Annotated in this window: 12 protein-coding genes; 4 read left to right on the top strand and 8 right to left on the bottom strand. The window is 71.2% G+C overall.

The annotated features are described in order from the left end of the window. Positions 1-194: 194 nt before the first annotated feature. Entirely contained in the window at positions 195-1,394 is a 1,200-nt protein-coding gene (locus ACFVYF_RS32075; protein WP_389461045.1) for a trypsin-like serine peptidase, read from the top strand. Between the two features lie 93 nt (positions 1,395-1,487). On the opposite strand, the gene hflX is transcribed toward ACFVYF_RS32075, so the two are convergent. The 6 genes from hflX to miaA all read right to left on the bottom strand — a co-directional run bounded on the left by hflX (position 1,488) and on the right by miaA (position 9,871). Continuing rightward, a complete protein-coding gene (gene hflX, locus ACFVYF_RS32070; protein WP_389461043.1) occupies positions 1,488-2,981 on the bottom strand; it encodes a GTPase HflX in 1,494 nt (497 codons plus the stop codon). A 166-nt stretch (positions 2,982-3,147) separates the two neighbouring features. Continuing rightward, positions 3,148-4,632 (bottom strand): M1 family metallopeptidase, encoded by a 1,485-nt coding sequence (locus tag ACFVYF_RS32065; RefSeq protein WP_389461042.1) that lies wholly within the window; start codon positions 4,630-4,632, stop codon positions 3,148-3,150. Between the two features lie 91 nt (positions 4,633-4,723). Continuing rightward, complete coding sequence (locus ACFVYF_RS32060; RefSeq protein WP_389461040.1) at positions 4,724-6,886, bottom strand: RelA/SpoT family protein; 2,163 nt, start codon at positions 6,884-6,886, stop codon at positions 4,724-4,726. Positions 6,887-7,246: 360 nt separating this feature from the next. Beyond that, positions 7,247-8,161: a diaminopimelate epimerase gene (gene dapF, locus ACFVYF_RS32055; RefSeq protein ID WP_389461038.1), complete on the bottom strand. Its 915-nt coding sequence runs from the start codon at positions 8,159-8,161 to the stop codon at positions 7,247-7,249. Between the two features lie 72 nt (positions 8,162-8,233). Beyond that, positions 8,234-8,824, bottom strand: a complete 591-nt coding sequence (locus ACFVYF_RS32050) for a hypothetical protein (protein WP_389461170.1) — start codon at positions 8,822-8,824, stop codon at positions 8,234-8,236. 108 nt (positions 8,825-8,932) lie between these two features. Further along, positions 8,933-9,871, bottom strand: a complete 939-nt coding sequence (gene miaA / locus ACFVYF_RS32045) for a tRNA (adenosine(37)-N6)-dimethylallyltransferase MiaA (protein WP_389461036.1) — start codon at positions 9,869-9,871, stop codon at positions 8,933-8,935. A 182-nt stretch (positions 9,872-10,053) separates the two neighbouring features. Here miaA and ACFVYF_RS32040 point away from each other — a divergent pair, with 182 nt between their 5' ends. Continuing rightward, positions 10,054-10,311: a hypothetical protein gene (locus tag ACFVYF_RS32040; RefSeq protein ID WP_389461034.1), complete on the top strand. Its 258-nt coding sequence runs from the start codon at positions 10,054-10,056 to the stop codon at positions 10,309-10,311. Positions 10,312-10,335: 24 nt separating this feature from the next. Beyond that, the gene (locus ACFVYF_RS32035) at positions 10,336-10,602 is read left to right on the top strand and encodes an antitoxin (RefSeq protein ID WP_383288976.1); all 267 of its coding nucleotides are present in this window, start codon (positions 10,336-10,338) and stop codon (positions 10,600-10,602) included. A gap of 184 nt (positions 10,603-10,786) precedes the next feature. Here the strand turns inward: ACFVYF_RS32035 and ACFVYF_RS32030 are convergent, their stop codons facing one another. Together ACFVYF_RS32030 and miaB are read right to left on the bottom strand one after the other, a co-directional pair. After that, on the bottom strand, positions 10,787-11,506 hold the full coding sequence (locus ACFVYF_RS32030) for a class III extradiol dioxygenase subunit B-like domain-containing protein (protein WP_389461032.1): 720 nt from the start codon (positions 11,504-11,506) through the stop codon (positions 10,787-10,789). 179 nt (positions 11,507-11,685) lie between these two features. Next, entirely contained in the window at positions 11,686-13,209 is a 1,524-nt protein-coding gene (gene miaB, locus ACFVYF_RS32025) for a tRNA (N6-isopentenyl adenosine(37)-C2)-methylthiotransferase MiaB (protein WP_389461031.1), read from the bottom strand. 139 nt (positions 13,210-13,348) lie between these two features. Between miaB and ACFVYF_RS32020 the strand changes: the two genes are divergently transcribed. Continuing rightward, positions 13,349-14,347 carry a TAXI family TRAP transporter solute-binding subunit gene (locus tag ACFVYF_RS32020; RefSeq protein WP_389461029.1) on the top strand — a complete coding sequence of 333 codons (999 nt, stop codon included), beginning with the start codon at positions 13,349-13,351 and terminating at the stop codon, positions 14,345-14,347. The last annotated feature ends 7 nt before the right edge of the window (positions 14,348-14,354 follow it).

Below are 14,354 nucleotides of genomic sequence, written 5' to 3'. Positions count from 1 at the left end.
ACATGGCCGGGTCCGGACAGACGGCGGCGGGGTGGTGCACGGACATCGGTGCACGAAAACCTTCACCACCCCACCGTCGTTCGTCCTCAATCGCACGGGCATAGTGGGGTGTCGCGTCCGAGCGGGCTCCGCGGAGAGCCGCCCCGCGTCTGACAAGCACATGACATAACCGTTCCAACGGGGGTTATCACAGCATGCGTTCCGTACGTACGTCTGTCGCGCGCAGGCGCGGCCGGCGCGACGTTCTCGTCGCCACCGCGCTCGTCGCGGCCCTGGCAGCCACGGCCACCGCCTGCAACTCGGGCGACGACAAGGCGGAGGACAAGCCCGCCGCCACGGCATCCCAGGGAAGCGGCCAGGACGACGTCCAGGTCCCCGGCAACATCGCCGACAAGCTCAAGGACCACGGCATCGATCCCGACCAGTGGAAGTCCGGGGGCTGGAGGAACTGGGACAAGGACAAGTGGCTCAGTGAGGCCAAGGACTTCGTCAACCCGGTGATCAAGGGGCTGTGGAAGCCCGACCGGATGAAGTCCGCCAAGGACCCGGACAAGACGATCTCGGCGAAGGACGCGGCGGCCGACCAGGGCGTCACCGACCCGACGCCGGAGCCGGTGCAGGCGAAGGCGGAGAAGTCGCCGTACCACGAGAACGCGGCCCCGGTCGGCAAGGTCTTCTTCGACTCCCCCGAGGGCTCGATGGTCTGCTCCGGGACGGTCGTCAAGGACGTCAACCACCCGGGCAAGTCCAACCTCGTGTGGACCGCGGGCCACTGCGTCCACGCGGGCGGCAGCGGCGGCTGGTACCGCAACATCGCCTTCGTCCCGTCCTACAACGACCTCAACAAGTCCGAGGCGCAGCTGAGCAACGCCACCACCTCCGAGATCGCCCCGTACGGCCAGTGGTGGGCGGACTGGGCCTCGACCTCCAACGAGTGGATCTCCGGCGGCGACGAGACGGGCGGCGCCGGTGCGCCGTACGACTACTCCGTGCTGCATGTGAAGCCGGAGCAGGGCAGCAAGTCGCTCGAGGAGACGGTCGGCAACGCGCTGGCCGTGGACTTCTCCGCGCCCTCCGCCCAGAGCGTCGGCACGATGGGCGCCTGGGGCTACCCGGCGGCGCCGCCGTACAACGGTCTGAGCATGTTCAAATGCCTCGACCGGCCGGGCCGTCTCTCGCTCAGCCCGAGCCTGCCGACGATGTACCGCATCGGCTGCACCATGACCGGCGGTTCGTCCGGCGGCGGCTGGTTCCGCGTCGTCGACGGCAAGACGAAGCTGGTCTCGAACACGTCGATCGGCCCGTCCGACAACACCTGGCTCGCGGGACCGCAGCTGGGCCGGGGCGCCGAGGCACTGTACGAGAACATGAGCAAGAAGTACGGCGGACGGTAGTCACCGAGCGCCCGACATGCACACGGCGAAGGCCCGCCCCCTGCGAAAGGGGGCGGGCCTTCGGCCGTTACGTGCTGTCCGTGCGGCAGCCGCTCAGGCGAGGGGGGCCGGAACGTACGGCGCGAGATCCGCCGCCAGCTCCTCGTGCACCCGTGCCTTGAGCAGGGTGCCCTCCGGGGTGTGCTCCTCGGAGAGGACCTCGCCCTCGTTGTGCGCGCGGGCGATCAGCTGGCCGTGCGTGTACGGCACGAGAGCCTCGATCTCGACCTTGGGGCGCGGCAGCTCGTTGTCGATGAGCGCGAGCAGCTCGGCGATGCCCTGGCCGGTCCGGGCCGAGACCGCGATGGAGCGCTTCTCGATCCGCAGCAGCCGCTGGAGCACCAGCGGGTCGGCCGCGTCCGCCTTGTTGATCACCACGATCTCGGGCACGTCCGTCGCGCCCACGTCACGGACGACCTCGCGCACGGCGGCCAGCTGCTCCTCCGGCGCGGGGTGCGAACCGTCCACCACGTGCAGGATCAGGTCGGAGTCCCCGACCTCCTCCATCGTGGAACGGAACGCCTCGACCAGGTGGTGCGGCAGGTGTCGTACGAAACCGACCGTGTCGGCCAGCGTGTACAGCCGTCCGCTCGGGGTCTCGGCCCGGCGCACGGTCGGGTCGAGGGTCGCGAACAGGGAGTTCTCGACCAGCACGCCCGCGCCCGTGAGGCGGTTGAGCAGGGACGACTTGCCGGCGTTCGTGTAACCGGCGATCGCTACCGAGGGCACCTTGTGGCGACGGCGCTCCTGGCGCTTGATGTCGCGGCCCGTCTTCATGGCCGCGATCTCCCGGCGCATCTTCGCCATCTTCTCGCGGATCCGGCGCCGGTCCGTCTCGATCTTGGTCTCACCGGGACCACGGGTGGCGAGGCCGCCGCCCGAGCCGCCGCCCATCTGACGGGACAGCGACTGACCCCAGCCGCGCAGCCTCGGCAGCATGTACTGCATCTGCGCGAGCGCGACCTGCGCCTTGCCCTCTCGGGACTTGGCGTGCTGGGCGAAAATGTCGAGGATCAGGGCCGTACGGTCGATGACCTTGACCTTGACGACGTCTTCGAGGTGGATCAGCTGGCCCGGACTCAGCTCACCGTCGCAGATCACGGTGTCGGCGCCGGTCTCCAGGACGATGTCCCGCAGCTCGTTCGCCTTGCCGGAGCCGATGTAGGTGGCCGCGTCGGGCTTGTCGCGACGCTGCACGACGCCGTCGAGCACGAGCGCTCCCGCGGTCTCCGCGAGGGCGGCCAGCTCGGCCAGCGAATTGTCCGCGTCGGTCGCGGTCCCCGTGGTCCACACACCGACGAGCACGACGCGCTCCAGACGGAGCTGTCGGTACTCGACCTCGGTGACGTCCTCGAGCTCGGTGGAGAGGCCGGCCACGCGGCGCAGGGCCGCGCGCTCGGACCGGTCGAACTGGTCGCCGTCCCGCTCTCCGTCGATCTCGTGGCTCCAGGCGACGTCCTCTTCCATCAGGGCATCGGCCCGAAGACCTTCGGGGTGGGTCTGCGCGAGGCTCTGCGCGTCCTGGGAAGGGGAAGAAGAGGAGGTCATTGGATCCTTACGTCGATGGGGTTACCGCTTCGACGACAGACGCCGTCATGTACAGGAACGTCCGAGGCCGCCGGGAGATTCCCGGATTCCGTCGGGCCCGGCCCCTGCGGGCCGTGCCGTCGACCTGAAAGATGGTCGCACGGCACGCCCCGTCTCGTCACGCGAGTTAACGGGCTCCCTTACGCGCGCGTGGAGCGTCGCTCTTCCAGTCCGGGTGCCCGGGCATCGGCGGGGTCTTCTCGCCGTAGAGCCAGCCCTTGAAGAAGCCGCTCAGGTCCCGCCCGGACATGCTCGACGCGAGGTCCTCGAAGTCCTCCGTCGTCGCCGTGCCGTCCTGGTGGAGGGCCACCCAGGTCCGTTCCAGGCGCTCGAAGGCCGGGTGTCCGATCTCCTCGCGGAGTGCGTACAGGGCCAGCGCGGCACCGTCGTAGACGTTCGGCCGGAAGATGCTGATCTTCTGGCCGGGCTGCGGCTTCCTGGGCGCGGCCGGCGGCCCGCCGGCCGCCCGCCAGGTGTCGGACGCACGGTAGGCCGCCTTCATCCGCGCCTCCATGGGCTTCTGCGCCTTCTCCTCCGCGTACAGGGCCTCGTACCAGGTGGCGTGCCCTTCGTTGAGCCACAGGTCGGACCACGCGCGGGGGCTCACGCTGTCGCCGAACCACTGGTGCGACAGCTCGTGCACCATGATCGACTCGACGTACCACTTCGGGTAGGCGGGTTCGGTGAAGAGATCCTTCTCAAAGAGGGAGAGGGTCTGGGTCTCCAGCTCGAAGCCGGTCCGGGCCTCGGCCATCAGCAGGCCGTACGTCTCGAAGGGGTACAGCCCGACCTTCCCCTCCATCCACGCGATCTGGCCGGGGGTCTTCGCGAGCCATGGCTCCAGCTTCGCGCGGTCCTTGGTGGGCACGACATCGCGTACGGGCAGGCCGTGCGGTCCGGTCCGGTGCAGCACGGTGGAGCGGCCGATCGACACCTGGGCCAGCTCGGTGGCCATGGGGTGCTCGGTCCGGTACGTCCAGGTGGTGGCGCGGGCGCCCCGGTCCACGCCCACGGGCAGACCGTTCGCGACGGCCGTGTACCCCTCGGGCGCGGTGATGTGGATCGTGAAGAGCGCCTTGTCGGAGGGGTGGTCGTTGGACGGGAAGACCAGGTGGGCCGCGTCCGCCTGGTTGGCCATGGCCAGGCCGTCCTTCGTCCGCACCCAGCCGCCGTCCTGGCCCTCGGCGGGCACGGGGTCACTGGTGTGCCGCACGGTGATGCGCACGACGCTGCCTTCGGAGAGCGGCTCCCCAGGGGTGACGACCAGATCGTCACCCGCGCTCGTGAAGGCCGCGGGCACGCCGTTGACCTCGACGGATCCGACGGTTCCGTGCGAGAAGTCGAGATTGATCCGCTCCAGTGCGGCCGTCGTCACCGCGTCGATCGTGGTGACGGCCGTGAGCGGTTTGCTGTTGCTGCCGGAATAGGTGAAGGCGAGGTCGTACGACGCGACGTCGTAGCCGGGGTTGCCCAGCTGCGGGAAGAGGCGGTCGCCGACACCGAGCGGCGCGGCCGGTGAGGGGGCGCTCGCGGCGAGGAGGCAGACGGAGACGGCGGAGGCGAGCAGCGCCGTCGTGACGTGGCGGGTCCTGGGACGGGGGGTGAGGGCCATGGAACACCGCTACCAGCGCGCACCCGCCGCACGGCGACGGCGCGCACCGGGCCCACCCGAACGGGTTCGCGCCTGGTTCCGCCTCAGCGCCTCACTGGGCGCCGGCCGCCGGATGCTGGGCGCGGCTCACGTCGAACACACCGGGTACGTTGCGCATCGCGCGCATCAGGGCGGGCAGGAGGGCGGCGTCCGGGAGTTGGAGCGTGTACGTGTGCCGTACGCGCTGCTGGCTGGGTGGTTCGACGGTCGCCGAGACGATGGCGACGCCCTCCAGGGCGATGGCTTCGGTGAGGTCGGCGAGCAGATGGGGCCGTCCGAAGGACTCGGCGACGAGGGTGACCCGGCACTCGGTGGTGTCGCCCCAGCGCACGCCCACCTCCGCGCGCCCCACGTCCTTCATGCGGTCCACCGCCGCGCACTCCCGTCGGTGGACGGTCACCACTCCGCCGCGCACGGCGAAGCCGGTCACCTCGTCGGGCGGTACGGGCGTACAGCAGCCGGCGAGGCGTACGGAGGCGCCGGGCTGGTCGACGACCGCGTTGGCGGCACCCGGTCGTGCGACGGGCGTGTCGGGGGCCGGCCGGCGGGCCGCGGCGGGGGCCTCGGGGGGCTCCGTGTCACGCGGCGAGGGGTGGGCGGCGATCCAGCGCTGGATGGCGATCCGTGCGGCCGCCGTGTGCGCGTGCTCCAGCCACTCCCTGGAGGGCTCGGAGGCCGGGTCCTGCCCCATCAGGAGCTGCACCGTGTCGCCGTCCCGCAGGACCGTACTCAGCGTCGCCAGACGGCCGTTGACGCGCGCGCCGATACAGGCGTGCGCGTCCTCGCCGTACTGCGCGTACGCGGCGTCCACGCAACTGGCGCCCTCGGGCAGGCCCAGCGAGCCGCCGTCGGCCCGGAAGACGGTGATCTCGCGGTCCTGGGCGAGGTCTTCGCGCAGGGTGGACCAGAACGTGTCGGTGTCGGGCGCGGCCTCCTGCCAGTCGAGGAGCCGGGAGAGCCAGCCCGGGCGCGTGGGGTCGGCACGCTCGCCGTCGCCGTCCGTCTGCTCCTCCGAAGGAGGAGCGTAGGGATTGCCGAGCGCGATGACCCCGGCCTCGGCGACCTTGTGCATCTGGTGGGTGCGGATGAGGACTTCGGCGACTTCGCCGTCCGCGCGCGCGACGGCCGTGTGCAGCGACTGGTACAGGTTGAACTTGGGTACGGCGATGAAGTCCTTGAACTCCGAGACCATCGGCGTGAGACAGGTGTGCAGTTCGCCGAGGACGCCGTAACAGTCGGCGTCCTCGTTCACCAGCACGAGGAGCCGTCCGAAGTCGGCGCCGCGCATCCGGCCGCGCTTGCGTGACACCCGGTGCACGGAGACGAAGTGCCGTGGCCGGATGACAACTTCGGCCGGGATCCCGGCCTCGCGCAGGACCCCGCGTACGTCCTCGGCGATCTCCGCGAGCGGGTCGCCGCCGTGGGCCGCGTTGTCGACGATCAGTTCCCTGGTGTGCTCGTACTCCTCGGGGTGCAGGATCGCGAAGACCAGGTCCTCCAGCTCGGTCTTCAGTGCCTGCACGCCGAGCCGTTCGGCGAGCGGGATGAGGACGTCACGGGTGACCTTGGCGATGCGCTCCTGCTTCTCGGGGCGCATGACGCCCAGGGTGCGCATGTTGTGCAGCCGGTCGGCGAGTTTGATCGACATGACCCGGACGTCGTTGCCGGTGGCGACGAGCATCTTGCGGAACGTCTCGGGCTCGGCGGCGACGCCGTAGTCGACCTTCTCCAGCTTCGTGACGCCGTCGACGAGATAGCAGACCTCCGCGCCGAACTCCGTACGCACCTGATCGAGGGTCACTTCCGTGTCCTCGACGGTGTCGTGGAGCAGGGAGGCGGTCAACGTCGTGGTCTCCGCGCCGAGTTCGGCGAGGATCAGCGTCACGGCGAGCGGGTGTGTGATGTACGGCTCGCCGCTCTTGCGCGTCTGGCCGCGGTGCGAGGACTCGGCCAGGACGTATGCCCGGCGCAGCGGTTCCAGGTCGGCGTCGGGGTGGTGGGCGCGATGGGCCTCGGCCACATGGCCGATCGCGTCGGGCAGCCGGTCACGGGCCGTGGGGCCGAGCAGGGCGGCCCGGCCCAGGCGGCGCAGATCGATCCGCGGACGGCCCTTTCTGCGGTGCGACGGGGACGCCCCCTGCTCCAGCGAAGCCGCGAGCTTGGGGGACGGCATCACTGGGCCTGGCGTCGCGGGATTCGTCGCCTCCGCACTCATGGGCACCTCCGGCTGCGTAGACCGGCGGACGGGTGCCCCATGGCGAACACGGCTCAGGGGATGGCTTCATTCCCCCGTCCGGGCCGGTGCTTGATGCTACCGAGCCCACCACGCCCGGCTGACCGCCTCTCGCCGAGCGTGAAACGGATCACCCATTCGAGCGAAGGTTTCGGGGTTTACGGTTTCGAACCACCCGACGGGTCGGCGGGTACGACGTCGGTCTGTACGGCGGTACGACGTCGGTCTGTACGGCGGTACGACGTCACTCTGCCCGGCGGTACACCGGCTCGGCCGCTCGGCGACACCACGACGCGACGACGCGACGGCTCGGCGGCTCGGTCCGTGCTGGAGCCGGGGCGTTCAGTCCTTCGGTCGCGCAGGCGCCGCGGCGCTCACCGCGGCGAGCCACTCCGCGTCGATCTCGCCCTCGGCCACGATCACCGCGGGACCCGTCATCTCGATCTCGCCGTCCGGGCGCTCGGTGATCACCAGCGTGCCCCCGAGAACGTCGACGGTGTACGTCACCGGGGCCCCGGTGAGGGCCGGGTCGGCGCCGTCCCGGCGGGCCGCGGCGACGACCACCGCGCACGCGCCCGTGCCGCACGACCGGGTCTCGCCCGCGCCGCGCTCGTGCACGCGCAGGGCGACGTGCCGCGGGCCGCGGTCGACGACGAACTCCACGTTCACCCCGTCCGGGTACGCCGAGGGCGGGCTGAAGGGCGGCGGGGTGTACAGGTCACCGGCGTCCGCGAGGTCGTCCACGAAGGCGACGGCGTGCGGGTTGCCCATGTTCACGTTGCGCGCGGACCAACTGCGCTCGCCCACGCGCACGGTGACGTCTCCTTCGGGGAGCACGGCCTTGCCCATGCCGACGGTGATGTCACCCTCCGCGGAGCCCTGGGGGCCGGCCTTGGCGATGTGCACGCTCTTCACGCCTCCGCGCGTGGCGACCGCGATGTCCCCCTCGGTCACCAGGCCGGCGCGCTGGAGATAACGGGCGAACACCCGCACGCCATTGCCGCACATCTCGACGGTCGAGCCGTCCCCGTTGCGATAGTCCATGAACCACTCCGCCTCGGGCGCCATCTCCTGGGCCTCGGGGTGCGCCGCGGACCGCACGACGTGCAGCAGACCGTCGCCGCCGATGCCCGCGCGGCGGTCGCACAGGGCGGCGACGGTGGCCGGGGGCAGGTCGATGACGTTCTCCGGGTCGGGGACGATCACGAAGTCGTTCTCGGTCCCGTGGCCCTTGAGGAAGGCGATCCGCGTGCTCATTCCTCGATCGTACGACGTGCCTGTGACAGCCGACCGCTCACGTCCGGCAGGCGGAATGGGGCAGGTCCGGGATCAGCGGAGGCGCGCGACCCGCCATACGGCGAGCACCGCCACCGCGGCGACCAGCACGGTGTACGCGATCACGACGCGCCAGTCCGGCCGGCGTGCGGAGCCGCGCTGCGGCAGGCCCGGCCAGGTGTAACCGACCCGGCGGGCGGCCATCATGCCCCAGCCCGCGGAGCAGGCGCAGATCAGCAGCCCGAGCATGGCGACGACGGCGCCGCCGTCGCCGAACTCGAAGGCGAGCGGGAAGGCGAACATCAGCGAGCCGATCGCCGCCAGGGTCACGATGGGGGCGAGCTGCCAGATCCGCAGGCGGCGCTGCGGGCGCAGCTCGATCTCGACCTCGGCCTGGGCGGACATCTCGTCCGGGCCGGGACCGTCCGCGGTCACACCGCCCGGGGTGTCCTCGGGTCCGTCGGAACTCAGACGCGCCACGCCGGGTTCGACACCCAGCCCGTCCTCGTCCGCGTCGATGCCCAAACGCTCTCCGTCCGGGTCGACGCCGAAGCGATCGCCGTCTGGATCGGTACCCGGACGGTCTCCGTCCGGATCGGTGTCCTGCTCAGTGTCACGTGCAGTGTCGCGAGGGCCGGCCTCCATCGCCACGCGCCCTCCCAACTCGGACTTTCACTGGTCGATCGAAGCTCGATGATGGCACGACGCCAGAGGCCGGGATGACGGCCGGAGCGTCCCGATGCCATGACGTGATCAGGCTGTGACCGGTCGTTCGATCAACGCCAGTGCGAGCTCGGGGAGTTCTGTGAGATCCGCCGCAGCCCCACTGAGCCAGTGCACCCGGGGATCGCGCCTGAACCAGGAATCCTGGCGGCGCGCGAAGCGCTTGGTGGCGCGTACGGTCTCCGCGCGCGCCTGGTCCTCGGTGCACTCCCCCGCGAGCGCCGCGAGCACCTGCTGGTAGCCGAGCGCGCGCGACGCCGTGCGCCCCTCGCGCAAGCCGAGCGCCTCCAGCGCGCGCACTTCGTCGACGAGCCCCGCGTCCCACATCCGGTCCACCCGGCGGCTGATGCGCTCGTCGAGCTCGGGCCGGGCCACGTCGACGCCGATCTGGACGGTGTCGTAGACGGAGTCGTGGCCGGGAAGGTTGGCGGTGAACGGCCGGCCGGTGATCTCGATGACCTCGAGGGCGCGGACGATACGGCGGCCGTTGCTCGGCAGGATCGCGTGGCCGGCCTCGGGGTCGGCCGCGGCCAGGCGGGCGTGCAGCGCGCCGGAACCGCGCAGCGTGAGCTCTTCCTCCAGCCGGGCCCGTACCTCGGGGTCCGTACCGGGGAACTCCAGATTGTCGACCGCCCCGCGGACGTACAGCCCGGAGCCGCCGACGAGGACCGGCCAGCGGCCCTCGGCGAGCAGCGCGTCGATGCGGGCGCGCGCGAGCCTCTGGTACTCGGCGACGCTGGCCGTGACGGTCACGTCCCAGATGTCCAGGAGGTGGTGGGGGACGCCTCCGCGCTCCTCCGGTGTCAGTTTGGCGGTGCCGATGTCCATCCCTCGGTAGAGCTGCATGGAGTCGGCGTTGACGACCTCGCCGCCGAGGCGCTGGGCGAGGAAAACGCCCAGATCGGACTTTCCTGCCGCGGTCGGCCCGACGACGGCGATGACCCGCGGGGCGGGGGGTGCACTGCTCACCGCACCAGTCTCGCAAACATCACGGCCCCTCCTCGAACGAGCTACGTGACACGACGCGCCCGGGGTCGTTGCCTGTTGCGAGGTTTCAGGCGCCGGTTTCGAGAGCCGGTGACCCGGGCGACGCAAACGGACGCACCGGTCAACGCGGGATTTCGCCCGCACGAGTAACGTATGGAGTGGATATGGGCGTTTTTGCACGACTTCTCCGGAGGTCGAAGGCTACGGAGGAGGCGTCAACCGCCGAGGCGGAGGCCGGCACGCTGACGGCTGAAACCGAGGCGGAGGTGGCGGAAGAGGCGAAGGGTTCGTCCGGGACCGAGGGCGAGGCCACGACGGAGGAGACCTCCGGGGCCACCGCGTCCGACGGTGTGGAGATCCCCAAGCAGCAGTCCGCCGAAGAGGCCGCCGACAGTGAGGCCGGCGAGGGCGCCCGCAAGTAACTGCCCCGCGAGGGAAGGTCAACGATGGGTCTCCTGGACAATTTGAAAGCCAAGCTCGCCCCGGCCAAGGACAAGGTCTCCGACCTCGCGCAGCAGCACGGGGACAAGATCCAGCACGGTCTCGACAAGGCCGCGCGGGTGGCCGACGAGAAGACCAAGGGCAAGTACAGCGACAAGATCCAGACGGGGACGGGCAAGGCCAAGGGCGCCATGGACCGACTCGCGCACAAGGACAGTGGCGGCACCGCGACACCTCCGCCGGATGCACCGTCACCGCCTTCGGCCACCTGAACATCCGGATCGATCGGCGGACGGCCGCGGAGCACCTTCGGCTCCCGGCCGTCCGCCGTGTTCACGCCGGGTACGAGGCCGGGACGGGCGCCGGCACGCGCGGGAGCTTCGAGCCCCCGGCACAGGCGCCGACGGCTGCTCCCCCGAGAACCCGCACGCCTGTCAGACGCCCTGCGACGGGCCGCTAGGACCAGGCCGCCACCAGGTACCCCACCCCGTACGGCGCGTCGTCGTACAACAGAGTGCCGGCCAGTCCTGCGCCCTCCGCCGCACCCGCGAGCACCTGCCAGGGTGCCCGGCCCGCCGCCTTCAGCTCGTACGCCAGCTCGGCGTCCAGCGTCTTGAGGGCCGCCACGTCCGCCGCCCCCAGCGCTCGCGCGACCTCCGCGTCGAAGGCCGCCGCGCGCTCGTCCAAGTACCCCGGCGCCTTGAGCGTCCGGCACGCGCTGGCGTCGCCCATCACCAGCAGCGCCACCCGCCCGGCCTGTGCAGCGATGGTCTGTCCTGCTTCAATACACCGCTCGGCCGCGAGAGGTTCCCCCACGCCCAGGCCCTCCACCGGGGCGTCGGCCCAGCCCGTGCGTTCCAGCAGCCAGGCGGCGACGGCGAGCGACGGCGGGAGCTCCCGCTCGGCCGCCCCCGGGTCCGGCCCGGCAGCGCCGAGCGTCACGTCGAGATCGACGCCGAAGCCACGGAAGGAACCCGGCGTACCCGCCGGATGCGGCCCGCGACCGCTCAGGTCGGCCGGTCCGACGACGACCAGCCGGTCGGGGCGCGCGGCCGCGAGCACCCCCAGCGCGTCCGCGCAGGCGGCGCGCGCGGCGCCCAGCTCGGGGGCGGCTCCGGCGGCGACCTCGGGTACGAGCAGCGGCGGACTGGGGCAGACTGCGGCGGCTACAAGCATGATCGGCAGCGTATCCCCGCCGGGTGCCCGAGCGTCACTCCCCGGTCGGCCCACCGCGAGGAGCGGCGCCGCGTCCGAGGGGGGCGACGTACGCAGGGACAGCGCGGCGGCTCGCGGTGCTCACGCCCCGAACCGCCCGCCGCTCGACCGGGGGCCGCCCGTCACGGCGTACCGGACCCTCAGTCTCGGGCGCATCCGCCGGTGGCGACCGGCAGCGGCTCCGGGGCGCCGATCGTCGGGAGGCCCAGCATCACGCCCGCCGGCTTCGCGGCCTCCGCGGCGTTGCGCTTCTCCCAGGCGTCCCCCGCGCGCGTGCGGCGCACGTCCAGGACGGCGCCCTCGGCGAGCAGGTGGTGCGGGGCGGCGTAGGTGATCTCGACGGTGACCACGTCGCCGGGGCGCACCTCTTCGTCGGGCTTGGTGAAGTGGACCAGGCGGTTGTCGGGGGCGCGGCCGGAGAGGCGGTGGGTGGCACCGTCCTTGCGGCCCTCGCCCTCCGCGACCATCAGCTCCAGGACGCGGCCGATCTGCTTCTTGTTCTCCTCCCAGGAGATCTCCTCCTGGAGGGCGGCGAGACGCAGGTAGCGCGCCTGGACGATCTCCTTGGGGATCTGCCCCTCCATCGTGGCCGCCGGGGTTCCGGGGCGCTTGGAGTACTGGAAGGTGAAGGCCTGCGCGAAGCGGGCCTCGCGGACCGCGTGCAGGGTCTGCTCGAAGTCCTCCTCGGTCTCGCCGGGGAAGCCCACGATGATGTCGGTGGTGATCGCCGCGTGCGGAATGGCGGCGCGGACCTTCTCGATGATCCCGAGATACCGGTCCTGGCGGTACGAGCGGCGCATCGCCTTCAGGATCGTGTCCGAGCCGGACTGCATGGGCATGTGCAGCTGCGGCATCACGTTCGGTGTCTCGGCCATGGCGGCGATCACGTCGTCCGTGAAGTCGCGCGGGTGCGGCGAGGTGAACCGCACGCGCTCCAGGCCCTCGATCCGGCCACAGGCCCGCAGCAGCTTGCTGAAGGCCTCACGGTCGCCGATGTCACTGCCGTAGGCGTTGACGTTCTGCCCGAGCAGTGTGATCTCGGAGACACCCTCGCCGACCAGGGCCTCGATCTCCGCCAGGATGTCGCCGGTCCTGCGGTCCTTCTCCTTGCCGCGCAGCGCGGGGACGATGCAGAAGGTGCAGGTGTTGTTGCAGCCGACGGAGATGGAGACCCAGGCCGCGTACGCGCTCTCGCGGCGGGTCGGCAGCGTCGACGGGAACGCTTCGAGCGACTCGGCGATCTCGACCTGCGCCTCTTCCTGGACGCGGGCGCGCTCCAGGAGGACGGGGAGCTTGCCGATGTTGTGCGTGCCGAAGACGACGTCCACCCAGGGCGCCCGCTTCACGATGGTGTCGCGGTCCTTCTGCGCGAGGCAGCCGCCGACGGCGATCTGCATCCCCGGGCGCTTGGTCTTCATGGGAGCGAGGCGGCCGAGGTTGCCGTACAGGCGGTTGTCGGCGTTCTCCCGTACGGCGCAGGTGTTGAAGACGACGACGTCCGCGTCGCCGTCCGAGCCCTCGGGCGCGCGCACGTATCCGGCGTTCTCGAGGAGCCCGGAGAGCCTTTCGGAGTCGTGGACGTTCATCTGGCACCCGTAGGTGCGCACTTCGTACGTCTTGGATTCCTGGACGTCCACTGCCTGGCTCCGGTCGCTGCTGCTCATGTGACAAGGGTAGGCGGTGCCCGGAGTGCCTCCCGTCCCCTGCCCCACAGCGCAGTCCGCCCCGGTCAGCCGCCTCCCCCGGCGCCCCCGTCGGCTCCGGCCTGGTCAGCACGGTGTCCGGGCTGGCAGGATCGCGCGCATGCTCCAGGCACTCACCCCCATCGGCAGGCGGCGCGCACTGCTCGGCTCGGCGGCCACGCTGGTGGTCCTCGGGCTGCTGCTGTGGTGGCTGCTGCCGCTGGGCGAGGAGTCGCCGAGCGGGGAGATCACCTTCAGTACGGGGACGCCTACCGGGGTCTACCAGACGTACGGCGACCTCCTGCAGAAGGCCGCAGCGAAGGACATGCCCCGACTGGACATGCGCCTGCTGATCAGCGACGGGTCACAGGAGAACGTCCAGCGGGTGGCCACCGGGAAGGCCGACTTCACCATCGCGGCGGCCGACGCGGTGGAGACGTACATCCTGCAGCACAAGCCGGGCGCCGGCAGTCTGCGCGGCTGTGCCCGGCTCTACGACGACTACGTGCACCTCGTGGTCCCCCGCTCCTCGTCCGTGCACTCGGTGGCGGACCTGAAGGGCAAGAAGGTGGCCGTGGGCCCGGGTGGCTCCGGGGTGCGGCTCATCGCGAACCATCTGCTGCAGGCCGCCGGCCTCGATCCGCAGAAGGACATCGAGCCGCTGGCCGAAGGCATCGCGACGATGCCCGGGCTGCTCGAACAGGGCAAGATCGACGCGTTCTTCTGGTCCGGCGGCCTGCCGACCGGCGCCGTGAAGAAGCTGTCGAAGGAGTCCGACATCCGGCTGGTCCCGATCGGCAGCGACGTCGTGAAGAAGTTGCAGGACCAGGGCGGCGCGTCCCGCTACTACCGTGCGGCGGTCATGCCGGCCACCGCCTATCCCGAGGCCCAGCAGGGCTCGACGGTGCAGACGGTGGCGGTGGCGAACCTCCTCATCACCCGGGACGAGATGGGCATGGAGCTCACCAAGGAGCTGACCCGCACGGTGATCGACAGCCGCGACTCCATCGGTGCCGAGGTGCACGCGGCACAGCTGGTGGATCTCCGTACGGCCATCTACACCGACCCCCTGGAACTGCACGCGGGCGCCCAGCGCTACTACAGCTCGGTCAAGCCGTAGGCGCCCG

The organism is Streptomyces sp. NPDC058274, from assembly GCF_042881375.1.
Lineage (GTDB): Bacteria > Actinomycetota > Actinomycetes > Streptomycetales > Streptomycetaceae > Streptomyces.
Note: the sequence above shows the minus strand (reverse complement) of the source record. Positions and strands in the feature narration are given on the sequence as shown.